The sequence below is a fragment of the uncultured Arthrobacter sp. genome (assembly GCF_964021775.1).
Classification (GTDB): Bacteria; Actinomycetota; Actinomycetes; order Actinomycetales; family Micrococcaceae; genus Arthrobacter.
This window is the reverse complement of record NZ_CAXHZI010000008.1, coordinates 70277-94736: the sequence shown is the minus strand read 5'-3', so window position 1 is coordinate 94736 and position 24460 is coordinate 70277. Positions and strand designations below refer to the sequence as shown.

The 24460-nt window shown below is 70.2% G+C and carries 21 protein-coding genes; 10 read left to right on the top strand and 11 right to left on the bottom strand.

Translation table 11 applies throughout. The annotated features are described in order from the left end of the window. Positions 1–115: 115 nt before the first annotated feature. Positions 116–1108, bottom strand: coding sequence for a stage II sporulation protein M (locus tag ABIN76_RS09785; RefSeq protein ID WP_346959514.1), 993 nt, complete (start codon positions 1106–1108; stop codon positions 116–118). A gap of 182 nt (positions 1109–1290) precedes the next feature. On the opposite strand from ABIN76_RS09785, the gene ABIN76_RS09780 reads away from it, so the two are divergent. Then, entirely contained in the window at positions 1291–2097 is an 807-nt protein-coding gene (locus ABIN76_RS09780) for an RDD family protein (RefSeq protein ID WP_346959513.1), read from the top strand. Between the two features lie 43 nt (positions 2098–2140). Here ABIN76_RS09780 and ABIN76_RS09775 read toward each other — a convergent pair whose 3' ends face one another. The 5 genes from ABIN76_RS09775 to ABIN76_RS09755 form a co-directional block, all read right to left on the bottom strand. Next, on the bottom strand, positions 2141–3403 hold the full coding sequence (locus ABIN76_RS09775; protein WP_346959512.1) for an Ig-like domain-containing protein: 1263 nt from the start codon (positions 3401–3403) through the stop codon (positions 2141–2143). A 59-nt stretch (positions 3404–3462) separates the two neighbouring features. After that, entirely contained in the window at positions 3463–4686 is a 1224-nt protein-coding gene (locus ABIN76_RS09770; RefSeq protein WP_346959537.1) for an Ig-like domain-containing protein, read from the bottom strand. A gap of 144 nt (positions 4687–4830) precedes the next feature. Beyond that, positions 4831–6318 (bottom strand): adenosylhomocysteinase, encoded by a 1488-nt coding sequence (gene ahcY, locus ABIN76_RS09765; protein WP_346959511.1) that lies wholly within the window; start codon positions 6316–6318, stop codon positions 4831–4833. Positions 6319–6427: 109 nt separating this feature from the next. Beyond that, the gene (locus tag ABIN76_RS09760) at positions 6428–6676 is read right to left on the bottom strand and encodes a hypothetical protein (RefSeq protein ID WP_346959510.1); all 249 of its coding nucleotides are present in this window, start codon (positions 6674–6676) and stop codon (positions 6428–6430) included. Positions 6677–6758: 82 nt separating this feature from the next. After that, a complete protein-coding gene (locus tag ABIN76_RS09755) occupies positions 6759–7148 on the bottom strand; it encodes a DUF3499 domain-containing protein (protein ID WP_346959509.1) in 390 nt (129 codons plus the stop codon). A 191-nt stretch (positions 7149–7339) separates the two neighbouring features. On the opposite strand from ABIN76_RS09755, the gene ABIN76_RS09750 reads away from it, so the two are divergent. Further along, positions 7340–7840, top strand: coding sequence for a metallopeptidase family protein (locus ABIN76_RS09750; RefSeq protein ID WP_346959508.1), 501 nt, complete (start codon positions 7340–7342; stop codon positions 7838–7840). A gap of 68 nt (positions 7841–7908) precedes the next feature. On the opposite strand, the gene ABIN76_RS09745 is transcribed toward ABIN76_RS09750, so the two are convergent. Genes ABIN76_RS09745 through ABIN76_RS09735 form a run of 3 tightly spaced genes read right to left on the bottom strand, consistent with a single transcriptional unit; the run spans position 7909 to position 13629 of the window. Further along, entirely contained in the window at positions 7909–9657 is a 1749-nt protein-coding gene (locus tag ABIN76_RS09745) for a DUF5719 family protein (RefSeq protein ID WP_346959507.1), read from the bottom strand. Next, complete coding sequence (locus ABIN76_RS09740; RefSeq protein ID WP_346959506.1) at positions 9650–13054, bottom strand: glycosyltransferase family 2 protein; 3405 nt, start codon at positions 13052–13054, stop codon at positions 9650–9652. The genes ABIN76_RS09745 and ABIN76_RS09740 overlap by 8 nt, the downstream gene beginning before the upstream one ends. A gap of 29 nt (positions 13055–13083) precedes the next feature. Next, positions 13084–13629: a WhiB family transcriptional regulator gene (locus ABIN76_RS09735; RefSeq protein ID WP_346959505.1), complete on the bottom strand. Its 546-nt coding sequence runs from the start codon at positions 13627–13629 to the stop codon at positions 13084–13086. A gap of 384 nt (positions 13630–14013) precedes the next feature. Here ABIN76_RS09735 and ABIN76_RS09730 point away from each other — a divergent pair, with 384 nt between their 5' ends. Next, positions 14014–14748, top strand: coding sequence for a TIGR03089 family protein (locus tag ABIN76_RS09730; RefSeq protein ID WP_346959504.1), 735 nt, complete (start codon positions 14014–14016; stop codon positions 14746–14748). A 44-nt stretch (positions 14749–14792) separates the two neighbouring features. On the opposite strand, the gene ABIN76_RS09725 is transcribed toward ABIN76_RS09730, so the two are convergent. Continuing rightward, entirely contained in the window at positions 14793–15365 is a 573-nt protein-coding gene (locus ABIN76_RS09725; protein WP_346959503.1) for a GtrA family protein, read from the bottom strand. 205 nt (positions 15366–15570) lie between these two features. Here ABIN76_RS09725 and ABIN76_RS09720 point away from each other — a divergent pair, with 205 nt between their 5' ends. The 6 genes from ABIN76_RS09720 to ABIN76_RS09695 all read left to right on the top strand — a co-directional run bounded on the left by ABIN76_RS09720 (position 15571) and on the right by ABIN76_RS09695 (position 22528). After that, positions 15571–16767, top strand: a complete 1197-nt coding sequence (locus ABIN76_RS09720; protein WP_346959502.1) for a 5-(carboxyamino)imidazole ribonucleotide synthase — start codon at positions 15571–15573, stop codon at positions 16765–16767. 74 nt (positions 16768–16841) lie between these two features. Continuing rightward, positions 16842–17366, top strand: a complete 525-nt coding sequence (purE, locus tag ABIN76_RS09715) for a 5-(carboxyamino)imidazole ribonucleotide mutase (RefSeq protein WP_346959536.1) — start codon at positions 16842–16844, stop codon at positions 17364–17366. Between the two features lie 11 nt (positions 17367–17377). Beyond that, entirely contained in the window at positions 17378–19021 is a 1644-nt protein-coding gene (locus ABIN76_RS09710; protein ID WP_346959501.1) for an LCP family protein, read from the top strand. A gap of 69 nt (positions 19022–19090) precedes the next feature. After that, positions 19091–20374: a mannose-6-phosphate isomerase, class I gene (gene manA, locus ABIN76_RS09705; RefSeq protein ID WP_346959500.1), complete on the top strand. Its 1284-nt coding sequence runs from the start codon at positions 19091–19093 to the stop codon at positions 20372–20374. 3 nt (positions 20375–20377) lie between these two features. After that, positions 20378–21349 carry a peptidoglycan bridge formation glycyltransferase FemA/FemB family protein gene (locus tag ABIN76_RS09700; RefSeq protein ID WP_346959499.1) on the top strand — a complete coding sequence of 324 codons (972 nt, stop codon included), beginning with the start codon at positions 20378–20380 and terminating at the stop codon, positions 21347–21349. Between the two features lie 189 nt (positions 21350–21538). Further along, positions 21539–22528, top strand: coding sequence for a hypothetical protein (locus ABIN76_RS09695; RefSeq protein ID WP_346959498.1), 990 nt, complete (start codon positions 21539–21541; stop codon positions 22526–22528). Positions 22529–22531: 3 nt separating this feature from the next. On the opposite strand, the gene glpX is transcribed toward ABIN76_RS09695, so the two are convergent. Beyond that, entirely contained in the window at positions 22532–23554 is a 1023-nt protein-coding gene (gene glpX / locus ABIN76_RS09690) for a class II fructose-bisphosphatase (protein WP_346959535.1), read from the bottom strand. Positions 23555–23765: 211 nt separating this feature from the next. On the opposite strand from glpX, the gene ABIN76_RS09685 reads away from it, so the two are divergent. Beyond that, positions 23766–24455, top strand: a complete 690-nt coding sequence (locus ABIN76_RS09685) for a DUF4245 domain-containing protein (RefSeq protein WP_346959497.1) — start codon at positions 23766–23768, stop codon at positions 24453–24455. Positions 24456–24460: the final 5 nt, after the last annotated feature.

Sequence of the window (24460 nt, the reverse complement as noted above, 5' to 3'; positions counted from 1 at the left end):
CTTCCGTAGGTTTCCGCGCCGCCGTGCCTTGGGCCAGGCAGCGCCACATCTCTGACTCCGAGCCTACCGTCAGGGCCTCAACCCCGGCGAGGTGCCACCCCGTGGGGCGCCCGATTCAGGCGGAAATTTCGGTGTACCCGGCGTCCCGGCTGTCCAGGTCCCCGCTGGCGCCGGCACGGTATGCCCGGCCGCCGAACCTCAGGACATAGCCCCAGTAGGCGGCGAGGACCGCGGCACCGATGCTGATCTTGGCCCAGACCGGAAGACCGCTGGGCGTCACGAAGCCTTCGACCACGCCCGAAACCAGCAGCACCAGGACTAGTCCCAGGGCCACCGTGATGAGCGAGCGGCCCTCCGCGGCGAGCGCCTGCGAGCGCCGGCGCGGGCCGGGAGCCACCACGGCCCAGAAGATCCGCAGCCCCGCCGCGCCGGCCACAAAAACGGCCGTCAGTTCCATCAGGCCGTGCGGGAGGATGTAGCTGAAGAACACGTCAAGTTTCCCGGCACCGGCGAAGACGCCGGCGGCGACGCCGACGCCCTGGGCGTTGCCGATCAGGACCATCGGGACCCAGAAGCCCGTGATACCCAGGGCCACGGCCTGCGCGGCGATCCAGGCGTTGTTGGTCCATACCAGGCCGGCGAAGGACGCGGCGGGGTTCTCGGAGTAGTAGTTGACGAAGTCCTGCTCCACGTAGCGGCGGACCGCGGCGTCGGAGCCCAGGGCGCGCAGGGCCTCCGGGGAGTTGCCGATCCAGACGGCGTAGGCGGCTGCGACCAGGCAGAACGCGAGCCCGCAGCAGAGCGTCAGCCAGCGGATCCGGTACAGGGCGGCGGGCAGCGCGATGACGAAGAACCGGGCAAGGTCCTCCATGAAGTTGGACCGCGCGCCGGTGAACCGGGTCCGCGCCTGGGCGAGGCTGGCCGAGAGCGCCGCGGACAGGCCGCTCTCGGGCGCCACGGAGCGCAGCAGCGAGAGGTCCGCCGACGCGCCCTGGTAGAGCCGCAGCAGCTCGTCCGCGTCGGCGCCGCTGAGCCTGCGCTGATGCGCCAGCGCGTGCAGCCGCGCCCACTTGTCCCCGTTCACCAGGGAGAACGCCTCGATGTCCACGGCACCACCCTAGCCCCCACCCCGGCGCGAACGGACACTTGCGGCCCCCACCCAGCGCGCGAACGGACACTTGAGGCCCAGGTTGCGCGGGGAAAAGAGGGCCCCAAGTGTCCGTTCGCGCTCAGGACCGGCGGGGAGGATGGTTAGACTGTGCCTCACTGGCACGGAAGCGGGGGTCCGGTTTGAGTTCCATCATCACAGGCGAGGCCGTCGTCCTTGAGTTGCGCCCGGCGTCGTTCGCTGCCCGGGCGCTGGGCCTGCTGCTGGATGTCCTGGTGCACGGCGCCGCGCTGTGGGGCCTTCTCGCGGTGGTCGGGGCCGCCGCCCCCGAGCTGGACGGCGCTGCGCTGGGCGCCCTGGTCACGGTCGCCGTCGTCTTCTGTTTTGTGGTCCTGCCCGTCACGGTGGAGACGCTCAGCCGCGGCCTGTCCCTGGGCAAGCTGGCCGCCGGGCTGCGGATTGTGCGCGACGACGGCGGGGCCATCCGCTTCCGGCACGCCCTGATCCGGGGCCTGATCGGGTTCCTCGAAATTTACGCGACGCTGGGCGGCCTGGCGGTGGCCGTCGCGCTGTTCAACGGAAAATCCAAGCGGCTCGGCGACCTGGTGGCCGGCACCTACGCGCTGCGGCGCCGGGTGCGGGCCGAGGCGCCGGTGCTGCACAGCGTCCCGTTCCAGCTGCAGCCCTGGGTGTCGATGGCGGATATCGGCCGGATCCCGGACGCCGCGGCCCGCCGCGGCGCGCTCTTTCTCCGCCAGGCCGGCCGCATGGCGCCCGCTTCGAGGGCGGGGATGGCGCAATCGCTGGCCAGCGAGCTGGCGGCGCACGTCGCTCCCCCGCCGCCGGCCGGAACCGGAGCCGAGGAGTACCTGGCGGCGGTGCTCGGCGAGCGAAGCCGCCGCGAACTGGACCGGCTGCGGCTCACGCGGGAACGCAGCGCCCGGCTCGGTGCACGGCTGGGCCGGCTGCCGCACCAGCGGGAGCGCTGACGGCGGACCCGGGGCCCGGGACCCTACTCAGCGCTGGGCCTACTCAGCGCTGGGCGTACTTGGCCCAGGGGATGTTCCAGTCGCCGAAGCCTTCCAGCGGCTCCACCGGCGCCGCGCCGGTGTTCAGCGTCTGCACAATGTCGCCGGTTTTCATGTTGCTGAAGAACCACTGGGCGTCCGCCGGGAGCAGCCCGACGCAGCCGTGCGAAACGTTGAACCTGCCCACCGCGCCCCACGCGGACTCCAGCGCCTGGTGCACGTAGACGCCCGACGTCGTCAGCCGGTTGGCGTATTCCACGGTCAGCGGCGGGTAGTAGCCCTTGTCGCCGGGTTTGAGGCCGATGCTGCCGGCGTTGAATTTGGAACGGCGCTCCTGCTCCATGATGACCGCGTAGCCGGAGGGTGAGAGCCAGTCCTCGCCGCCGAGGGTGACCGGCGCGGTTTTGACCAGCCGCCCGTCAAAGTACACCTTCATGGTCTTCGTGATGTCGTCCACGACGGCGATGCGCTGCGGCCCCACCGTAAAAGAGACCGGAACATTGGAGTTGCCGACCATGCCGTTGCCGAAGTCGACGCCGAACAGTTTCAGGTCCACGGTGATCCGGCTGTTGGCCGCCCAGAACTTGTCCGGCCGGATCCGCACCCGGCGGTCCGAGTACCAGCGCCAGGCGACGGCCTGGCCCGAGGAAACCTTGACCTTGACGGCCTTTTCCATGGCCGCCTTGTTGAGCACCGGCTCGCTGAAGACGATCTCGACGGGCTGCCCGGCCCCGATGGTGCTGCCGTTGAACGGATAGACGGCGGCGTCGGCCTCATTGGCTGTGCCCACCGTCGTGAAGCTTCGCTCCTGTTTCGTCTCCCGGCCGGCCCCGTCAACAATAGTGAAGCTGTAGCGGTACCGGGTGTTGAACGCGAGGGGGTCCCCGGCGGTCCAGGTGGAACCGTCCGCACTGAGGGTCCCGGCAACGGCGTCGCCGCCGGCCTCGGGCTCCAGCCGCACGTCCTTGACCAGCCCGTTGACGGCCTTGACGGAGGGCAGGGCGGCCGGATTGACGTCCGTGGCGCCGTCCAGCGGCGTCACCCCGAGTTCGACGGCTTTCGCCACGGGTGCGGCCAGGCCCGGGACGTTGCGCATCGGCGACGCCGACTCCGAGGGCAGGTCGCTGTCCGCCCAGACCGGGCCGGTGGCGACGCCGATCCCGCCGGCGCCGATGGCAAGGCAGAGCCCGGCCACGGCCAGCATTTTCCCGGTACTCTTCCCGGTAGCCTTCCCGGCGTTCCTACCGGCGCCAGCGCGGGTGCTCATCGTCTCGTCCATCCGGTGTCCCCCAAAATCCTGTCCCCCAACCACAATTCTCCGCGGCTTTAGTTGGCGTACTTCACCCAGGGGATGTTCCAGTCCCCGTAGCCGTCGTCGTTGGCCGCGTAGTCGCCGCCGGTGTTGACCACCTGGACCACGTCGCCGGTCGTCATGTTGTCGAAAACCCACTTGGCGCCGGCCGGGCCCAGCCCGATGCAGCCATGGGAGAGGTTAACCTTGCCGATGTAGGGCATGGCGGACTCGGTCGCCTGGTGGATGAATTCGCCGCTGGTCGTCAGGCGGGTGGCGTAATTGACGTCGAGTTGCCCGTAGTAGGCCGGGTCGCCCGGCTTCAGCCCGATGGTGGAGGCGTCCATGTGCTCAACCCGGTACTGTTCCATCAGGACGAGATAGCCGCGCGCCGACGGGAAACGGGTGTCGCCCAGCGTCGCCGGCCAGCTGCCGACCTGGCGGCCGTTGACCGAGGCTGTGAACGTGTGCGCCTTGGCATCGGCGATGGCGACCTTCTTGTCGCCGATGTGCACCGTGACTTTCTTGTTGAAATTGCCGATCTGGCCCTTGCCGAGGTCGACGCCGAAGAGCTTGATGTCCATCGTGACGGTGCTGTTGGCCGCCCAGAAATTCTGCGGCCGGTAGCGGACCATGGTGTTGCTGTACCAGTGGAAGTCGCCGGCCTGCCCCGAAGTGGAGCTGACCTTAATTGCCTTTTCGACGGCGGCGCGGTTCAGCACCGGTTCGCTGAAGGTGAGTTGGAGCGGCTGCGCGACGCCGACCTTCATGCCGTCCAGCGGGTAGATGGCCGCGTCCGCCTCGTTGGCGGTGCTCACCGTGGTGAAGCTGCGGGTGGCGTCCGTGCTGCGTCCCGCGCCGTCGACCACGGAGTAGCTGTAGGTGTAGCGGGTGTTGAACTGCAGCGGCCCGGTGGCGGCCCAGCTGGAACCGTCGGCGCTGAGCTTTCCGTCCACGGCGTCACCCGAATCGCTGGTGAGGGCGGCGCGCTCGATCCGGCCGTTGCCCACCTTCAGGGTGACCGTCGCGGCCGGGTTGACCTGGACGGCGGCGTCGGCGGGCGCGGCCGCGAGCTTCAGCGGCGCCACGACTGGGAAGGCAAGCCCCTGGGTGGACCGCTCCGGCGAACCGGCTTCGGAAGCAAAGGAAGGATGGGCCAGGGGTCCTGCCGCGGCAAACACTCCGCCGCCGGCCGCCAGCGCGCACGCCGCGGCCAGTACGGCGGCCTTCCGGCCGGTGCTCCAGGTCTTGGGTGCGATCACAGTACTCGGGTCCTTCCAGACGTTACCTTGACAGCATAAGTGAATTTCCGGTGCGGGCCGCCCTGGCCAGCGCCACGATACGGTCACAAAAAGAGGCCCCGGACTCACGGTCCGGGGCCCCTCAGGCAGCTGGGGTCGCGCCTAGTAGCGGTAGTGCTCCGGCTTGTAGGGGCCGGCGACGTCGAGGTCCAGGTAGGCGGCCTGTTCCTTGGTCAGCTCCGTCAGTTCCGCGCCGAGGGCGTCGAGGTGCAGCCGGGCGACCTTCTCGTCGAGGATCTTCGGCAGCACGTAAACCTGCTTCTCGTACTCCCGCTCCCCCTCCGGCTGGCCCGCCTTGGTGAACAGTTCGATCTGCGCGATGGTCTGGTTGGCGAAGGAGTTGCTCATCACGAAGGATGGGTGCCCGGTGGCGTTGCCGAGGTTCAGCAGGCGCCCTTCGGACAGGACGATGATGGAGCGGCTGTCCTTGCCCGTGGCCGGGTCGGCCTCGAAGACCCACTCGTGCACCTGCGGCTTGATCTCGACCTTCTTGATGCCGGGGATCCGGGCCAGTCCGGCCATGTCGATCTCGTTGTCGAAGTGGCCGATGTTGCCCACGATCGCCTTGTCGCGCATCCCGGCCATGTGCTCGGCCATGATGACGTCCTTGTTGCCGGTGGTGGTGATGAAGATGTGGCCTTCTTCCAGGACACTCTCCAGCGTGGCTACCTGGTAGCCGTCCATCGCGGCCTGCAGCGCGCAGATCGGATCGATTTCGGTCACGATCACCCGTGAACCCTGGCCGCGGAACGCCTCCGCGGCGCCCTTACCGACGTCGCCGTAGCCGCAGACGACGGCGACCTTGCCGCCCATCAGCACATCGGTGGCGCGGTTGATGCCGTCCGGCAGCGAGTGGCGGATGCCGTATTTGTTGTCGAACTTGCTCTTGGTGACGGAGTCGTTGACGTTGATCGCCGGGAACAGCAGCTTGCCCTGCTCGGCGAGCTGGTACAGGCGGTGGACACCCGTCGTGGTCTCCTCGGTCACGCCGAGCAGGCGCGAACCGATCCGGGTCCACTTCTGCGGGTCCTGCTGCAGCGAGGCGCGCAGTACCTCGAGGAAGACGCGGCCTTCCTCGGATTCGTCGTCTCCGGCGGCCGGGACGGCGCCGAGGGCTTCGAACTCGGCGCCCTTGTGCACCAGCATGGTGGCGTCGCCGCCGTCATCGAGAATCATGTTCGGGCCCAGGTCCGGGTTGCTGTCCGCCCCCGGCCAGGTCAGGATCTGTTCGGCCGTCCACCAGTATTCCTCGAGCGTCTCGCCCTTCCAAGCGAACACCGGAACGCCCTGCGGGTCCTCGACGGTGCCCTGGCCGACGACGACGGCGGCGGCCGCCTCGTTCTGGGTGGAAAAGATGTTGCAGGAGGCCCAGCGGACCTCGGCGCCGAGCGCGGTGAGGGTTTCGATCAGCACGGCCGTCTGGACCGTCATATGCAGGGAACCGGCGATCCGGGCGCCCTTCAGCGGCTGGCTGGCGCCGAATTCCTCGCGCAGGGCCATCAGCCCGGGCATCTCGTGCTCGGCGAGGCGGATCTGGTGCCGGCCGGCCTCGGCCAGCGAGATGTCCGCAATTTTGTAATCGAAAGTCATGGGGATCCTTTGTGGTAGCCGGATGTACTGAAGGGACTGCAAGTGGTTCGACGCCGGGGCAGCTGCCGATGGGCCGACCTGCGGATTTTCCCGGGGCTTCCCTCGGGGGCTATTGCGCGGCGTGGCGGGGCCCTCCGTCGGGCCGGCCGCCGTCGTGCTGGTCGGAGGGGGCAGCGGTGGCCGCGGCCAGCAACTCCGGCGGCAGCAGCAGCGGGATGCCGTCCTCGATCGCGTAGCGCGGCTTCTGCCCGTCCGCGCCGGGCGTCGCGGCGACGAGTTCGTCGCCCTCCTGCACCAGGGCCGAGCCCGTCACGGGGCAGCGCAGGACAGACAGCAGTTCGGGACTGATCAGTGGCATGGTGAAGGCTCCCTGGGGGCGACGCCGCTGGCGCCGGTGGCGTACGGAAATTTCAGTTCCCAGCCTACCGCCAGTTCGCGGCTCAGGAGGGTTCGCGCAGGACGCGCAGGTGCCCCCGCCGGGTTCCTTCGGCGGCGGCCGGTGCTTCGAGCGCCGGATGCGCGGCGCGCTGGCCCTGCACGGGCTCCCCCGCAGCGGGCCGGGCCGCGGCTTCGCGGACAGCGTTGGCGAGGGCGAGCAGGTCATCGGGTCCGGGACCGGCCGGGGTGGCCGGCATCGCGAGGCGCAGCACTTCCCACCCCCGCGGGACCGTCAACGTACCGGCGTGCTGTTCGCAGAGGTCGTAGCAATGGGGTTCGGCGTAGGTGGCCAGCGGGCCGAGCACGGCCGTGGAGTCGGCATACACGTACGTCAAAGTGGCTACCGCCGAATTGCGGCAGGCTGACCTTGAACATTGACGAATTGCACCCACGACATCACAGACTACTCCCCCCGGCCCGCGCGTCCGCGCATTGAAACGCCCCGGCGGCCGGCTGTCTGCCGGCTTGCTTTATATAACGGCCGGCACCAGCGCGCCCGGCCGGGGCGTCGGGCGCGTACCGGACGGCGGGTCGCGGCGGCCGCCATATCGCAGAAATCAGGTGCCGGGTTTAGAGTCAAGGTATGCAGTCATCGCACCATGATCCCGGCTTTACGGTCCGGTTGGCTGACCCCGGCGCCGGCGGCACCGCCCCGGGGAAGAGCTTTCGTCAGCGCCGCAGGAACCGGCACGGCCGCGGCCTGCGCGGCGAGCTGATGCTCCCGACCTTGCCCGGGTACCGGACGCGTTCGGACCGTTTCGATGATTTTGTCCTGGATTCGGCGCAGCGCCTGCACGATATCTGGGGCAAGCCGCTGGACGGCGTCCGCTTCGCGGTCGAGGAGATCCCGCCCGGGCTGGAGCAGCTTGTGGCCGACGGCACCCCGGCGCCGATGGGATCCTACGCTCCGGCGACGGCGGAAGACGGTCCCGTGATCACGCTCTACCGGCGGGTGGTGGAACAGGCCTGCGGCAGCCGCGAAGAACTCCAGGACCTCGTGCACGACGTGGTCGTGGAGCGCACGGCCGAGATGCTCGGCGTGCCGCCGGAGTCACTGGACCCGGTCTACCGCCGCCGTTACTAGCCCGCCAGCCCGCCGCCGCTACCCGCCCGGGCTAGTACCGGAGAGTGACCTGCGGCTACCTGCCCGGGCTAGTACCCGAGGGTGACCGGGACTTGCTCCTGGCCGGCCGCACCGGGGGTGACCGGGATGCTCGCAATGTCGGCCCTGCCGTCCTGCTCCAGCAGCACGGCACCGTAGGCCGCGTCCCCGGACGCCGACACCAGGTACCCCACCAGCGGTGACCCGCCCACGTCAGCGGGGACCCTGACCGAGGCGGTGGTCCCGCCCGCAATGTCAGCGGTGGCTGCGGCGCGGATCTTGCCGTCGGCGGTGATCGGCGTGTAGGTAATCGTGGCACGGCCTTCCGGGGCGCCGAACATCAGGAACCGCTCGCCCGTCCGCGGCACCGCGACCACGTGCTGGCTTCCCAGCCGCGCCGAGGCCGGTGCCCAGGCAAAGTCCGCGGCATCCTCGGCCTTGACCCCGCGGGTGACCCTGGCCGCGGCGGCAAAGGAAACGTCCGAGCTGGCCGCAAGGGTGTAATGGCCGGCCGGCACCCCCGCGAGGGAGACCTCCGTGACCGCACCCGCCTTGGCAGTGACCACTCCGCCTGGCAGCGCCTTTTGGCCGTCGCGTCCGAACAGTTTCACTTCAACGACGGCGTCCGCGGCCCCGGGGACAGCGATCTGCAGGGCGGGTTTGGCGTCGGCGAAGCCGGGTTTCGCACCCAGGGACGCCAGCGCCGCGGGGCCCTGCAGGTCAATGCCGGAGATGACCTGCCCGGTGGCGGGGACTGTTCCCGGCGAAATGAATTCCACTCCGCCCGGGGTCAGCCCGCGGAGCACACTCTGCTGGATGACGGCTGAGACCGGGCCGCCCGTACTGCGCACCCGCACGCCCAGCCGTTCCTGCCCGGGCGCCAGCCCGGCGAGGATGATGGACCGGGTGCTGCCCGGCGCCACCAGCAGTCCGCGGCTCCCGGGAGCCTGGATGGCGCCCTTGGCACCGAACAGATCCAGGCTGACGGTGGCGGGGGTGCCGGAGGCGTTGCTGACTTTCAGGACCGCGGTCCGGCCCAGTGCGGTGTTCGCCCCGACCAGCCACAGATCGTTGGCCGGCCGCTGGCAGGCGGCGGCGGCAGCGCCGCGGAGGTCCCCGTCGGTGGCCGTGTAGCTCATCACCGCGCCGGCCGAGGGCTGCTGGTTTCCCTGCGCGTCCGCGCTGAGCACGCTGACGGCGTCGACGCTGCGCTCCGGTACAACTCCGGCGCGCAGTGCGGTCGCGGCGGGGGCTGACGGCGTCGCCGCGGACCCCGGGGCGGTCGCCGGGGCGGCTTTGGCCAGTTGCACCAGCGGGGTGCCGGTGAGCGCGGCCAGCCGGCTTCCGGGAAGCAACCCGGCGCTGGAGCTCAGCACGACCGCGCTGACCGCGCTCCGGGCGGTGGCAGATTCCGGGCTGAACTGCGGGTCCGTGCCCACGGGCGTACCCTGGAGCAGCCGCGCCGGTCCGGGGCAGACACCCACGTTGCTGCCGGCCGGGACCGCGGCCAGCGGCGCTTCCAGTTGTCGGCTGCCGGGGTTTTGTGGCGAGAGGGCGGACGCCGCCACCAGGCCGCCGCCTGCCGCGATCAGCACCAGTGCGGAGAGCACCCCGCCCACGGTCCCGGAAACGCGCTTCAGCCGGGCCGGGAGCGGAACCCGGCCCGCGACGGTGCGCGGTGAGCCGCCCCGCCCGCCCCGGTCCCGTTTGGCCTCCGTTGCCGGGGCCTCCAGGTCGCGGGGCTGCCCGGCGGGAGCAGGCTGTTCCGGGGGCGTTACGCCCTCGTTGTCGTCATGCATGCTGGTGTTCCTTACGCAGGGAGCCTTCGTCCCTGGAGAGCCCGGTGTTCGGCCGGCGGGCTGGCATGGGGATGGCCAGGAGGACCGTCAGGCCGATCACTACGGCCTGGCCGATGCCGGTCCAGAGTGCCCACGGGTTTTCGTAACGGATGCTGAGCCGGCCGCCCTGGGCCGGCAGGGTGAAGGCTTGCGCCCAGTCCGCGGTGGTGGCGGTCAGGCGGCGGCCGTCCAGCCAGGCGCTCCAGCCCGGGTCCGCCCGGTCAGTGAGGACCACCAGCCGGCCTTCCGGTCCGGCCGGTACGGTTGCGTCGGCGGAGACCGGCTCCGCCGGCAGCAGCCCGACAGTAGTTCCGGAGCGGTCGACGATCCGGACGCGGTGCGCGACGTCGGCGTTCTTGGCTTCTTTTTCGTTCAGCGGGCTGATCCGCCACAACCAGCCGACGTCGGTGCGGCCGACGGCGACGAGGCCGGGGACGGCATCCATCCGGCTGGCGGTCAGTTCCGCCGAGCTGTCGCTGGCCTCGAGTACGACAAAGCCGACGCCGAGCTGCTCCAGCTGCCGGCGGGGGTCCACGCCCTGGCCGGCGGCGATAGTGGCGACCACGCTGCGCAGGGACGCGGCAACCGCGTCGTCGTCGCGGACTGTTTCCTTGCCCGGGGCGCCCGTCACCGTGCGGGCGGAGGCGACGGCGGAGAGGGCGTCCAGCCGGGTACCGTCGCCGCGCATCAGCGCGGCGGCAAAACTCCCGTCCTCCTTGGCGGAGAGGACCAGCGTCCGGGTCTGTTCCGGTCCCTCCCCCCGGTCGATCGCCGTCGTCGGGAGCAGGCGGGGCATGCCGGCCTGGACCAGCCGGCGGACGCCGAGCGCGCCGCCAGGGACGGCGCCGGTGCCCGCGTCGGCGGTACCGGTGATCCCGGCAGCAGCGGGGGCGCCGTCCAGGTCTGTGGCGGCAGCCGCGGGCGGGTCCGGTTGCAACACATTGTGGGCCGCCCACGCAGCGAGTCCGGCCAGCGGACCGGCGAGCAGGAGCACCATTGCGGTGACGGCGGTGCCGCGGACCAGGATTTTGCGGCCAAGACCGCCCGCGGCGGATGCGTCGGCGGCGTCGACCACGGCTTCGGCACCGATCAGCGCCGCGCCCAGCAGCGCGAACGCCGCGGCGGAGACCGCCGGGCCGGTGAACGGCGTGACCAGGACCTCGGCGCTGGCGCCGGTGGCGATGTGTCCGGCCAGCCAGCCGCCCGCCAGCATCAGCACGGCCGCGGCCCAAAGGCAGCGGGCCAGCCAGGGCCGCCGCCCCGCGGCACGCCGGCCCGGGAGGAAGAGGGCGGTAACCGCCAGCACCAGGACCGGGAGGCCGATTAGCAGGGCGAGCAGCAGGGCCCACGGCACGGCCCCGGGGCCGAAGGCGGACAGCCCGGCGAGGCCCGCGGCGCCCTCGAAGCGCAGCGGCTGGCCCAGCACCTGCTGCCAGAGCGGTGCTGCGTCAAAGCCCAGCGGCAGGCCCGGATCGGCGAGCAGGGCCCGGGGCCGGTCCAGGACCGGCAGGGCAAAGGGAAGAAACAGGGCGACGCTGGGAAGCAGCGCCCACCAGATGGTGCGTCCCCGGCGCCGCAACAGGACACCGCACAGCGTCACGACGACGGCGGCAGGCAGCAGCAGGGACGGGGCGGCCGCGGTGATGACGGCCAGCGCGAGCCCCGCAGCGGCTGCCGCGGTCCAGGACGGTGTGCCGTTGACCCCGGGCTTGACCGGAGGTTTCTCGGTGAAACGCCGGTCCCCCGGCACCGGGACCGCGAAGCGCCCGCGGCCCGGGACGGACCCGGTGGCGCGGAGCAGGGCAAGGACAAGCAGCGGCATCATGACGTGCGCCACAAGCGCGCCGAGACGGCCCTGGTTCAGGGCAACCTGGAGGGCGGGCGCACCGGCCCAGAGGAGTGCGGCCGCCAGACGAAGCCTGCGCCGGCGGGTCAGGGCTCCGGCGGCGAACCAGGCGCCCAGCGCGGACAGCGGCATGGCCAGGATGAGCAGCCAGGCCACGGCACCGTTGGCGTTGCCCGCACCAAGCACACCTAGCACCCAGAGCACGTAGCCGAACGGGTCGCCGTGACCCGGCAGCCCGGCCCCGAGCGCAACCCACCAGCTTGAGGCATGGTTCCAGATCTCGCTTATCCGGCCCGAGACCGGGATGAGCGCCCCGCCGGTGACGGCGTCGGCGCGGAACAGCCCCAGCAGGCCGATCAGCGACGCCGCGGCGGTGACCAGCAAGGCCAGCAGGGCACCGTTGCCTACCCAGCCGCGCTCGGTGGTGCCCAGCGCCGCGAAGTCGTCGGTGGAATCGCCGCTGGGCTGGTCGGCGAGCAGGTCGTGGCCGGCGGCGTCGCCGGCGTCGTCCGAGCCGAGCGCCTCCATGAGCGAGCGGCGGTGCGCCCAGACCTCCCGCCGGGGCGTCTGCAGCCCCTTGATGACGGAGCGGCGGATGCGCCGGGTGCGGGCGGCGTTGCGGCGGCCGCGGAACACGGCGGCGGGGCGGGCGAGGGCGCCGAGGGTTGCCAGCAGCTGGGCGAACCCGTGGCCGGGGTCCTTGACGGCGATGCTGAGGACCAGCTTGAAGAGGCTGCCCAGCAGGGCCCCGACGGCGTGCACGGGGACTTTCCAGGCCGGGGCGTGCTTGAGCCGCAGGTGGACCTGCGCCTTGCGGGCCGCCGCTGCATTGCCTTGGGCGTGCGGGCGGTGCGACACATGGAACATGCGGGCGCTCGGCACCACCACCACCCGGTGGCCGGCGAGCCGGTTGCGCCAGCAGAAGTCGACGTCGTCGCCGCTGCCCGGAAGGGCCGGGTCGAAGCCGCGGAGGTGTTCCCAGACGTCGCGGCGGACCAGCATGCCGGCCGAGTTAACGGCGAAGATGTCGCTGCGGCCGTTGTACTGGCCCTGGTCGAGTTCATCGGCTTCGATCAGGGTCAGCCGCTCGGCCCAGCGGCTGGTGGAGAGTCCCACGTCGATCAGCCGGCGTTCGGCGTGCCAGTCCAGCTGCTTGCAGCCCGCCACGGTGACGGAGGGGGCCCGTTCCACGGCGTGCAGCAGCTCGGCGAGGGCTTCGGGGGCCGGTGCGGCGTCGTCGTGCAGCAACCAGATCCATTCGGGGCCCGCGGGCGCGGCCTCCCCGCGCCAGGGCGCGAGTGCCTTGAGCCCGGCTTGGACGGCGCCGCCCATGCCGCTCCTGCCCGGCTCGACGACGGTGACGTTGGCCGGGCCGAGGGCCTGGCCAAGCAGGGCCGCCGAGTGGTCACGGGAGCCGGCATCGATCCCGAGGGCCGCATCCGCCGGACGCGTCTGCGCCGCCAATGCCGCCAGGGTCCTGGGGAGATAGTCACCGCCGTTGTGGGCTACCACAACGGCGGTGACTTGTACTTCTTGAAGAATTAGACTGCCCGCTTCCTAAGCCGGCGGCGTTCCCGCTCGGAGAGGCCGCCCCAGATGCCGAAGCGCTCGTCGTTGGACAAGGCGTACTCCAGGCATTGTGAACGGACGTTGCAGGCACCGCACACCTTCTTGGCGTCGCGGGTGGAGCCGCCCTTTTCAGGGAAGAAGGCCTCCGGGTCGGTCTGCGCGCAGAGCGCGTCGGTCTGCCATCCCAGTTCGCCTTCATCATCGAAGTCCTGCCGGGACGGCAGTCCGATCCACACCGGCTGGGCGGTGGTTCCGGGGTGCAGGGTCTGCAGTTCCATGGGCGGGTCGAGCGGATCGTCGTCCTGCTCCGGGTTTCCGGCCAGAAGTGCTTCGTGGGCTGCGAGGAAGGCCGTGGCCTGGTCCTGCAGTGAGTCCTGGGTGTGTTCGTTGTACCGCTCCGCGGCATCCGGATCGGCGGGGTCTACGTACCAATCACTCGGCACCCCGCGTGAACGGTATTTCGCCGTCGCTTGGCCGGCGACGACTTCATCTTCATGGATACGCTCTGCAAGCCCCATTGGCGTTCCCTCTCTGATTTTGCAGCCTTTGCCTGACCCTCGGACACTCGGTTGTGTGCCGCCTGATGCGCATTGGCTTTCGATACCTAATTACACGTGTGTAAGTATCCGGGAGTCAAGCCGCGGCGGAGATAATAATCAATTTCCGCCGCATTGGCCGTGCACGCCACGCCCGGGAGTTTTCCGGCCTCCGCCGCATGCTGGCGCGGAATTGACAGCCTACTGAGTACTTTCCTGCGTTGGCGCTGCGTTCTTCCTGGGATTTTCCTGCGTTTACGGTGATTTTCCCCCGCCGACCGCCAGCGGCCCGCCGCCGGGGCGGGCACCAGGGCGCCGCGGGCGTGACAGAGATCACGTACCCGGCCGCCGTGGCAAGATGAGGGCATGAGTATCCCGGCAATCGACCTGATGTCAGCCCTGCGTTCCGGCCAGTCCACCTCTCCCCGGCTGACCTGGTACGGGCCGGCCGGTGAACGGGTGGAACTGTCCGGCCGGGTGCTGGACAACTGGGTGGCCAAGACCAGCAACCTGCTGCAGGACGAGCTGGACGCGGAGCCCGGCACGCGGCTTCGCCTGGACCTGCCGGCGCACTGGAAGTCGCTGGTGCTGGCGCTGGCGGCCTGGCAGCTCGGCATGGAGGTGGTGCTTGACGCGGCGGAAGCCGAACTGCTCGCCACGGCCGAGCCCGGACCGGCGGCCGCCGAAGGCGCCTTCGACGCCGTCATGGCGGTCGCGCTGCCGGCGCTGGCGATGCGGTGGCTGGGCGAGCTGCCCTCCGGCGTCGTGGATTATGCGGCCGAGGTGCGCTCCCACGGGGATTTCTTTATGCCGCACGTGGAGCCCGAGGCGGACCGCCGGGCAGTCCGGAGCGCCGCCGGCACCGTGCACGCGCACGGCGGTCTGCTGGCAGGTTTTGCGGCACCCTCGGCGGCCCCGGCGGCCGGTGCGTCGTCTGCCGAAGGCGGCGAGCGGGTGCTCGTCCGGGCCGCGGAGGGACTCGAATCGGTCCTGGCCCAGTCCCTGGGCGCGTGGCAGCGGGACGGTTCCGTCGTGCTGGTCCACCCGGACGTCGCAGTGACCGAGCGGCTGCTCAGTGACGAGCGCGTGAGCCGGAGCTGACCTGCGTCGGCAGGATCAGCGGGACAGGATCGGCAGGGTGCGGCTCAGCGGCGTTCGGGTGTGCTGCCTGGGCCGTCCGGATCCTGGGCGGCCTGGCCGGGAACCCCGACGGCCTCCTGGCCGTGCGGGTGGCGTTCGATGATCTCGTGGTCGTGCGAGAACTCCGGCTCGTCGTCGAGTTCCTTGTTGAACACCAGGAAGCGGTAGGCGAAGAACCGGACGACCGTGGCGACGAGGATGCCGACAATTCCGGCGAAGAAAAGCGTGTTCTTGTCCGTGATGCCCATGCCGTACTTGGCGAGGGCCGTGAACCCGGTGGAAATGCCGATGCCGATGCCGTTGATCAGGACGAACATCGCAAACTCGCGCAGCACGTTTTCCTGGCGGCGGTGGCGGAAGGTCCAGAAGCGGTTCGCGATCCAGGAGAAAACCGTGGCGACGGTCGCCCCGACGAAGCGGGCCTTCGCCTCGCTGTCGGACATGGGGCCGTGCATCAGGTAATACGTCAGGCCGTTGTCGATGATGAACGCCACACCGCCGACGGCGCCGAACTTGGCCACTTCGCGCCAGAAGAGCGAGGCAAGCCCGCGCGCTCGATCTGCAAGTGTGTTAATCATGACCCTCCGTGGCCGGTTGAATCTGGGAGAAGCTGGCGGCCAAACGGCCAACGGCCCATTTTAGCGCCGTTTTCCGGGAACGCGCCCCCGGCTGCCGCTGGTTCGCGTTGCCTGGGCGGGCAGACCGCGCCGGAAAATGGCGCTGTTTCGGCGGGCACGGCGGCCAAGGGCCGGTTCCGCGCAGGTTTTCGGTAGGCTGGGAGATGTGACTTTTCCAGTAATCGGTGTCGTTGGCGGCGGCCAGCTTGCCCGCATGATGGCCCCGGCCGCGACCGCCCTCGGCTTTGAACTCCGTGTCCTCGCCGAGGCTGAGGACGTTTCCGCCGTCGCCGCTGTGGCCAAGGCCCCCGTCGGCGACTATACGGATCTTGACCACCTGCTCGAGTTCTCCCGCGGGCTGGACGTGCTCACCTTCGACCACGAGCACGTTCCCACCGGGCACCTGCGCGCCCTGATCGAGGCCGGCGTCAACGTCCACCCGGGCCCCGACGCCCTGGTCAACGCCCAGGACAAGCTGGTGATGCGCGCCGCGGTCGACCGGCTGGAGCTGCCCAATCCGCGCTGGGCCGCGGTGGCCGACGTCGGGGAACTGGTGGCCTTCGGCGACGACGCCGGCTGGCCGGTGGTGCTCAAAACTCCCCGGGGCGGCTACGACGGCAAGGGCGTGCGGATCGTCGCCTCCGCCCAGGACGCCGCAGAGTCGGCGGACTGGTTCGAGGCCATGTCCCCGCTGCTGGCCGAGGCCAAGGTCGAATTCAGCCGCGAACTCTCGGCGATGGTCGCCCGCACCCCCGACGGCGAATGCCGGGCCTGGCCGGTGGTGCACACCATCCAGGTCGACGGCGTCTGCGACGAGGTCATCGCCCCCGCCCTGGACATCCCGCTGGAGGTTGCCGCGGCGGCCGAAGACGCCGCCGTCCGGATCGCCCACGAGCTGGGCGTCACGGGCGTCATGGCCGTGGAGATGTTCGAGACCCCCGGCGTCGGCGCCGGCTTCCTGATCAACGAACTCGCGATGCGCCCGCACAACACCGGCCACTGGACCCAGGACGGCTCGGTGACCAGCCAGTTTGAACAGCACCTGCGCGCCATCCTGAACCTGCCGCTCGGGGCCACCGATCTGCTGGGGCCGGTGGTGGTGATGAAGAACTTCCTGGGCGGCGCGAACCAGAACCTGTTCTCCGCCTACCCCGCAGCCCTCGCCAGCGAACCGGCCGCGAAGGTCCACTGCTACGGCAAGGCCGTGCGGCCGGGCCGGAAGATTGGCCACGTGAACCTGGTCGGCACGTCGGCCGCCGACGTCGACTCCGTCCGGCAACGGGCCGGCGACGTCGCCAACATCATCCGGGACGGACGGGCGCACGCCGGTTCCGCCGCGGGGACCTCCGAGGAGAACGCGTGAACGCCAGCATTGAATCCCGTGACTCCGCCTCCCGGCCCTCCGGCAACGGGGCCGCCCCGCTGGTGGGGCTCGTAATGGGGTCCGACTCCGACTGGCCCGTGATGGAGGCCGCCGCCGAGGCGCTGGCCGAGTTCGGCGTCCCCTTCGAGGCCGACGTCGTCTCCGCCCACCGCATGCCCACCGAGATGATCCGCTACGGGCAGACCGCCCACGAGCGCGGCCTGCGCGTCATCATTGCCGGCGCCGGCGGCGCTGCGCACCTTCCCGGCATGCTCGCCTCCGTCACCCCGCTGCCGGTGATCGGCGTGCCGGTGCCGCTGAAGACCCTGGACGGGATGGACTCGCTGCTGTCCATCGTGCAGATGCCCGCCGGCGTCCCGGTCGCCACGGTCTCGATCGCCGGAGCCCGCAACGCAGGCCTGCTCGCGGTGCGGATGCTGGCCGCGGGCACGGACGCCCTCGCGGAGCAGTTGCGGGCCGATCTGCTGCAGTTCGCCCAGGAGCTCAACGACGCCGCCACCCGCAAGGGCGCGAACCTGCGCAGCAAGGTGGCCGACGTCTTTTCCGACGAAAACAACGTTCCGCGGGGCGGCCGGTAGGGATTGCGCAGATGAGCAAAGGTTTCGCCGCTGCGCGGGAAAAATCGCAGCCGCCGCGGGGTGTCCTGACGGATCCCGTCCGCTACCCCGCCGGCGCCGCGTCGCCGGTGCTGGCCAAGCGTGCCTTCCTGCTGATCCTGATGACGCTGCTGGTCCCGGGCAGTGCCCAGACTGTCGCGGGCAACCGCCGGCTGGGGCGCTTGGCCCTCCGGGTCACCCTCACGGCCTGGTTCCTGGTGGCAGCGGCGCTCGTTTTGCTGGTGGCTTCCCGGCCGACGCTGATCAACCTCATCGCCAACCCTGCCACCGCGCTGGTGCTGGTCGTCGTGCTCGCGGCGCTGGCCCTCGGCTGGGCGGCGCTGTTCCTCAACACGCTCCGTTTGGTCCGCCCGGTCCTGCTCGAGACCGGGACGCGCGCCGCCGTCGTCGTCGTCCTGCTACTGGCCATGCTGCTCAGCAGCGGCAGCCTGGGCTACGCGGCCTACCTGCTGAACGTCGGCCGGGACGCGATCGGCACCATCTTCGCCAACGGCCCCGCGATGGAGCCGTCCGAGGGCCGCTACAACTTCCTGATGATGGGCGGCGACGCCGGTGCGGACCGCACCGGCCGCCGGCCGGACAGCCTGTCCGTAATCAGCGTCGATGCCAAGACCGGCAAGGCCGCCATCATTTCCATCCCGCGCAACCTGCAGAACGCCCAGTTCAGCGCGGACTCGCCGATGCGCAAAATCTACCCGGACGGCTATGACTGCGGCAATGAGTGCCTCATCAACGCCATCAACACCGAGGTCACCAACAAGTACGAGGACCTCTATCCCGGGGTGCAGGATCCGGGCGCGCAGGCCACGCTGGAGGCGGTGTCCGGCACCCTCGGCATCAAGGTGCAGGCCTACGTCCTGGTGGACATGGACGGCTTCGCCAAGCTCATCGATGCGATGGGCGGCATCCGGATCAAGGCCGGCGGCTGGGTCCCGATCAGCGGCGAGACCATTGACGAGGCCAACGGCATCCACGGTATGCCGCTGGGCTGGATCCCGGCGGGCGACAACAAGCTGGACGGCTACCACGCCCTCTGGTACGGCCGCTCCCGCGAATTCGTGGACGACTACGCCCGCATCGCACGCCAGCAGTGTGTCCAGCAGGCGATGCTCAAGCAGATGGATCCGGCAACGCTGCTCTCGAAGTTCGAGGGCATCGTCAAGGCCGGCACCAAGGTGGTCGATTCCAACGTCTCCGCCAGCCAGCTCGGCAGCTTCGTGGACCTCGCGATGAAGTCCAAGGGCCAGCCCGTGAGCCGGCTGACGATCGGACCGCCGGACTTCGACGCCTCCTTCTCCACGGTGCCGGACTTCGACAAGATCCACCAGGCCGTGGACAAGCTGCTGGGTCCCGCTCCCGCGGCGGGGCCTGCCGACGACTCCATCCGGCAGCCGGCCGGGGTGCCCGGTCCGCTTTCCGCCGCCGGCGGGGTGTCACGGGCAGTGCCCGGCACGCAGCCCGCTCCGTCGCCGTCGTCGTCGGACTTCACCCCCGTGACCACCACGCCCGAGGGCGAGCCGATCACGGAGCAGATGCTCAATGACTTCAAGCGCAACGGTGATGAGCAATCAATCCGGAACCTGGTTGCGACCAACGGCCAGTGCTCCCCCTTGTAGGAACGGGCGCCCGGTCCCTCTTATCCGCACGCTCCAGTCCCCGGCTCTCCCCGAGCAGATAGGTATTCCGTGTACGAACTTGAGAACGTCCTCCGGCCCTACGCCTGGGGTTCCACCACCGCGATCGCCGGGCTGCTTGGCCGGCCGGCGACCGGCGGCCCGGAGGCCGAGCTGTGGATCGGTGCCCACCCGGATTCCCCCTCGCTGGCTCTCACCGGAGCGGACGGGTCCGGGGCGGACGACGGCGCGGACGACGGCGGACGGCTGGCCCTGGACGGGCTGATTGCCGGTGACCCGGAGCACCATCTGGGGGCCGACAGTGTTGCCGAGTTCGGGCCGCGGCTGCCGTTCCTGCTCAAGGTCCTGGCCGCGGAGCGCCCGCTGTCCCTGCAGGTACACCCGACGCTGGAGCAGGCGCGGGCCGGGTTCGCCCGCGAGGAGGCGGCCGGCGTCGACCGCTCCGCCGCCACGCGGAACTACAAGGACGATAACCACAAGCCGGAAATGATCTTTGCCCTGACGCCGTTCGAGGCGCTGTGCGGCTTCCGCCCGGCCGCGGAGCCGCGGGCCGTATTCGCCCACCTGGCAGCGTGCTTTGACCTTGCCGGACTGGAGCTGCCCGCCCTGCTCCCCCGGCTGCTGGATGACCTGGCCCAGCCGGACGAGCCGGCCGCGCTGCGGTCCGCCTTCGAGCGGCTGATCACCGGCGGCGCGGACGTTGCGGCGGCGACGGACGCCGTCGTCGCGGCGCTGGTCTCCGGAGCGCCGATGGGGTCCCACGTGGCAGAGCTGACCACCGTGGTGAACCTCAACCAGGAGTACCCCGGGGACCCCGGTGTGCTGATCTCGCTGCTGCTGAACCGGATCTCGCTGGCGCCCGGCGAGGCCGTGTACCTGCCGGCCGGCAACGTGCACGCCTACCTGCACGGCCTGGGCATCGAGGTGATGGCCTCCTCGGACAACGTGCTCCGCGGCGGCCTGACGCCGAAGTTCGTGGACGTGCCCGAGCTGCTGCAGACCGTGGCCTTCGACGCCGTTGGCGTGCCCAGGCTCTCCGCCGAGACCACCATGCTGGGCCAGGAACTGTACCGGCCGCCGTTCCGGGAGTTCGCGCTGCAGCGGGTGGAACTGCTGCCTGGCGCGGAGCCGGTCCCGCTGGCGCAGTCCGGGGCCGCAGTGATCATCGTGGTCTCCGGCGCGGTCCTGCTGGACTCACCCAAGGGCGACCTGCAGCTGGAACGCGGCGCCTCCGCCTTCCTGCCGGCCGCCGAGGCGCCGGTCAACGTGCACCCCGTCACCGGTGCCACCGGGCCCGCCGTGGCCTTTGCCGTTACTACCGGAATGAAGGCCTGAACCGTGGATTACTTCCTGCAGGGCCCGCACTGGGCCGACGTCCAGCGCGCCCTGGGCCGCACCGTGCACGAACTCTCCGGCGACGGCTGGCGTTTCCTGGCCGTCGAGGAAAGCAACCCGGCCGGCAAACTGCTCTACGTGCCGTACGGTCCGCTGGCCGATTCGCTCGCCGCCTTCGACGCCGCCCTCGAGTCCCTGACGGCGCTGGCCCGCAGGTGCGGGGCGGTGTTCGTCCGGCTGGAACCGGTCGACGCCGGGTTTGCCGCCTCCGACGCCGGGACCGTGCTGCGCAGCCGCGGCCTGCAGCCCGCGCCGGCGAACCTGCAGCCCGAGCTGAGCTGGATCGTGGATGTGGACCGCGACTTCAAGGACGTCCTGGCGGACATGAAGCCGGTGAACCGCAACCTGTACCGCAACATCCACAAGAAGGGCGTGACGTTCCGGTCCAGCCAGGATCCGGCGGAGATTTCCGTGCTGCTGAAGTTCCTGCACCTGACCGCGGCGCGCAACGGCTTCAAGCCCCAAAGTGACGAGTACCTCAGCCAGGTGGCGCGGTCGCTGATGCCGTCCGGTGCCGCCACGTTGTTCATCGCGGAGTTGGAGGGCGAGCCGATCGCCGCCGCCCTGGCCTACGACTCCGCGGATACCCGCACCTACGCCCACGCCGCCCTGGACGACACGCACCGGAAGCTCAGCGCCGGCATTCCGCTGCTGGTGACGCTGATGGCCGATGCCAAGGACAAGGGCCTGGCGCACGTGGACCTCTGGGGTGTGGCGCCCGCGGACCAGCCCGACCATAAATGGGCCGGCTTCACGGCGTTCAAGAAGTCCTTCGGCGGATACGAGGTCGCGTACCCGGGGACCTGGGACCTGCCGGTCAAGAAGCTCCGCTACGGCGCGTACCAGCTCGCCCGCAGGGCCGCCCAGTCCGGAAAGAAGCTCGTCACCGGCCTGCGCGCCAAGCTCCGCAAATAGCGCGAACGGACACTTGAGGCCCCCACCCACCGCGCGAACGGACACTTGAGGCCCCACCCCACCGCGCGAACGGACACTTGAGGCCCCCTAAGCCGCGTTTTCGGGGCCCCAAGTGTCCGCTCGCGCAGTCGCGCTCATCCAAGCTGTGGATAACCCAATTGACCGGCTCCCGCCGGCGCACACTGAAGCATGGCCCGACTTCCGTTGCCGCCGGAACTGCTTGCCGGCTCCTTCACCAGCCGGGACGCGCAGGCTGCGGGTGTCTCCCGCAAGCGCACCCGCCGGCCCGACGTCTACGTGCCCTCACGCGGGGTCAGGGTTCCCGCAGCGGCCACGGACGGGCCGGCGGCCAGCCTCCGCGCCTTCTCCGCCCTCGACGGCGAGTCGACGATCACGCATCACTCCGGCGGACGGTTCTGGGCCATGGGCCTGCCGGGCTGGCTCGAGGAGGACTGGCGGATCCATGTGGCCCGGGAGCGGGACAGCAGTAAACCGCGACGGCGGAATGTCGTCGGCCACCGGCTGACCTTCCTGCCGGGCGAGGTTGTAGTGGTGAACGGGGTGCGGGTCACTTCACCCGCCCGCACCTGGCTTGACCTCGCCGCTGTCCTGACACCGGACGAACTGGTGGCGGCCGGCGACTCGATCGTCGTCGCGCACGGGCCGGAGTTTCCGGTCCCCCGCATCGCGCTGGCAACGCTGGCGGACCTTGAACGCATGGTCGCGGCCCACCCCGGCATGCGCGGAGTGCGCACCGCCCGGGCGGCACTGCCGGACATCCGGGTGGGCTCGGATTCGCCGCAGGAAACGAAGATGCGGCTGATCCTCAGCCGGACCGGCCTGGGCGAACCTCTGCTGAACCACGTCATCCGCGACACCTGGGGCCGCGCCCGGGTCTGGCCCGACGCCGCCTACCCGGAGCACCGGATCTCCCTGCAGTACGACGGCGCTCACCACGCCGACCCGGGGCAGCTTCAACTCGACATCCGCCGGCTGGCCGCCACCGAGGGTCTCGGCTGGAAAGAGGTGCGCGTCTTCAAAGAAGACCTCGACGGCGAGCGGCCCTTCGTCGTTGAAAAAGTCCGGGCCGCCCTGGGCCGTCACAGCGCGGGCGAGCGTACACTTGGGGCCCCGAACCGGGTGGATTCGGGGCCCCAAGTGTACGTTCGCGCGATGTGAAGACTAGTTCTTGCGGGCGTAGCCCTCCCACTTGCTGGCCTGGTGCTCGCCGTCCACAAACCGGATGGTGCCCGACTTGGAGCGCATCACGATGGACTGGGTGAGGACCTTGTCCTTGGAGTAACGGACGCCCTTGAGCAGGTCGCCGTCGGTGATGCCGGTGGCCGCGAAGTAGCAGTTGTCGCTGGAGACCAGGTCGTTGGTGGAGAGCACCCGGTCCAGGTCGTGCCCGGCGTCGATTGCCTTCTGCTTCTCTTCATCGCTGGTGGGCCACAGCCGGCCCTGGATGACGCCGCCGAGGGACTTGATCGCGCAGGCCGCGACGATGCCTTCCGGCGTTCCGCCGATGCCCATCAGGGCGTCGACCCCGGTACCGGCGCGGGCGGCGGCGATGGCGCCGGCGACGTCGCCGTCCATGATGAACTTGGTGCGGGCGCCGGCCTCGCGGATTTCCTCGACCAGCGGGCGGTGCCGGTCACGGTCCAGGATCATCACGTTGAGCTGGTTGACCTTGACGCCCTTGGCCTTGGCGATGAGGTGCAGGTTCTGCTTGACCGGAAGGCGCAGGTCGACCATGTCGGCAGCTTCCGGGCCGGTGACGAGCTTCTCCATGTAGAACACCGCGGAGGGGTCGAACATGGAACCGCGTTCGGCCACGGCCAGGACAGCAAGGGCATTGTTGATGCCAAGGGCGGTCAGCCGGGTGCCGTCGATCGGGTCGACGGCGACGTCGCACTCGGGGCCGGTGCCGTCGCCGACACGCTCGCCGTTGAACAGCATGGGGGCTTCGTCTTTTTCGCCTTCGCCGATGACCACTACGCCGTTGAAGTGGACGGTTTGCAGGAAGGAGCGCATGGCGTCGACGGCGGCGCCGTCGGCCTTGTTCTTGTCGCCGAACCCGACCCAGTGGCCGCCGGCGATGGCCGCGGCCTCGGTGACGCGGACCAGTTCCAGGGCAAGGTTGCGGTCAGGCTCGTCGATGCCGACGGCGAGCGACGGGGAAAGCGTGGAGTACTTCTGGGTCATGGACGCTGGTGACACGTGAACCTCTTCTTCGAGTGGCGATCATTGAACCCGCGGCAGCCGGTCTCCGGCGGCCGCGGTGATTCGTCTGTTACTGATCATAGTCGCGGCGGCCTCCATCGGTCATGGAATGGCCGAACCGTGAAACGGCATGCTCCGCCCGGCACCCCTGCACCGAATGTGAGATCGGTCCGAAATGGGCGACTATAGAGGGGTGAATGAATTGCAGGACACGCCGCCCGAGGCCCCCGGACCGCCCGCCGGCGGAGCACGACATGACACCAACAGCGCCGCCGTCGAGCAGCCCGTCAAGCCCGTGATCCGCGCCGCGGCGGCAAAGCGGGCCAACGCCTCGGTGATCGGCATGATCATTGCGCTGGTCCTGAGCATCGGCGCCTTCCTGCCGGTGGTCTTGATGAATCCGTCGCCCAAGAGCGACGGCTACCGCCCGGACATCAACGTCAGCGCCATCGCGCAGAACGCCGCGGGTGTGGCGGGATTCACACCGGTCGCCCCGGAAACCGGCGACACATTCCGGTCAAATTACGCCCGCTGGGAGTCCGGCTCCGGCAGCGGCGTGGCCACCTGGGAGGTCGGCTACCTGACGCCCAAGGAATCTTTCATTGGCCTGGTCCAGACCCGGCAGGCCAATCCGACCTGGCTGCTGCAGCAGACCAAAAACGCCCCGGTGACCGGAACCCGGAACGCCGGCGGCCGCGACTGGGAGCTGCGCGACACCGGCAAGGGCGAGAAGTCCATGGTGCTGGACTACCGCGGGACCACCGTCATCCTGACCGGGCCCGCGCAGCTGGAGGAGTTCTCCGTGCTCGCCGCCGCGGTGGTGAAGTCGTTGGAAAGTAACCCGCCGGCAACGGTTTCACCTTCGGCCACTACCGCGCCGTAAAGTAG

Bases quoted from the DNA above. Each gene is read 5' to 3' on its own strand.
- ABIN76_RS09710 (WP_346959501.1), top strand. From the start codon at position 17,378: ATGAGCAAAGGTTTCGCCGCTGCGCGGGAAAAATCGCAGCCGCCGCGG.
- ABIN76_RS09695 (WP_346959498.1), top strand. From the start codon at position 21,539: ATGGCCCGACTTCCGTTGCCGCCGGAACTGCTTGCCGGCTCCTTCACC.
- ABIN76_RS09750 (WP_346959508.1), top strand. From the start codon at position 7,340: ATGCAGTCATCGCACCATGATCCCGGCTTTACGGTCCGGTTGGCTGAC.
- ABIN76_RS09775 (WP_346959512.1), bottom strand. From the start codon at position 3,403: ATGAGCACCCGCGCTGGCGCCGGTAGGAACGCCGGGAAGGCTACCGGG.
- ABIN76_RS09745 (WP_346959507.1), bottom strand. From the start codon at position 9,657: ATGCATGACGACAACGAGGGCGTAACGCCCCCGGAACAGCCTGCTCCC.
- ABIN76_RS09735 (WP_346959505.1), bottom strand. From the start codon at position 13,629: ATGGGGCTTGCAGAGCGTATCCATGAAGATGAAGTCGTCGCCGGCCAA.
- glpX (WP_346959535.1), bottom strand. From the start codon at position 23,554: ATGACCCAGAAGTACTCCACGCTTTCCCCGTCGCTCGCCGTCGGCATC.
- ABIN76_RS09725 (WP_346959503.1), bottom strand. From the start codon at position 15,365: ATGATTAACACACTTGCAGATCGAGCGCGCGGGCTTGCCTCGCTCTTC.
- purE (WP_346959536.1), top strand. From the start codon at position 16,842: ATGGGGTCCGACTCCGACTGGCCCGTGATGGAGGCCGCCGCCGAGGCG.
- ABIN76_RS09760 (WP_346959510.1), bottom strand. From the start codon at position 6,676: ATGCCACTGATCAGTCCCGAACTGCTGTCTGTCCTGCGCTGCCCCGTG.
- ahcY (WP_346959511.1), bottom strand. From the start codon at position 6,318: ATGACTTTCGATTACAAAATTGCGGACATCTCGCTGGCCGAGGCCGGC.
- ABIN76_RS09730 (WP_346959504.1), top strand. From the start codon at position 14,014: ATGAGTATCCCGGCAATCGACCTGATGTCAGCCCTGCGTTCCGGCCAG.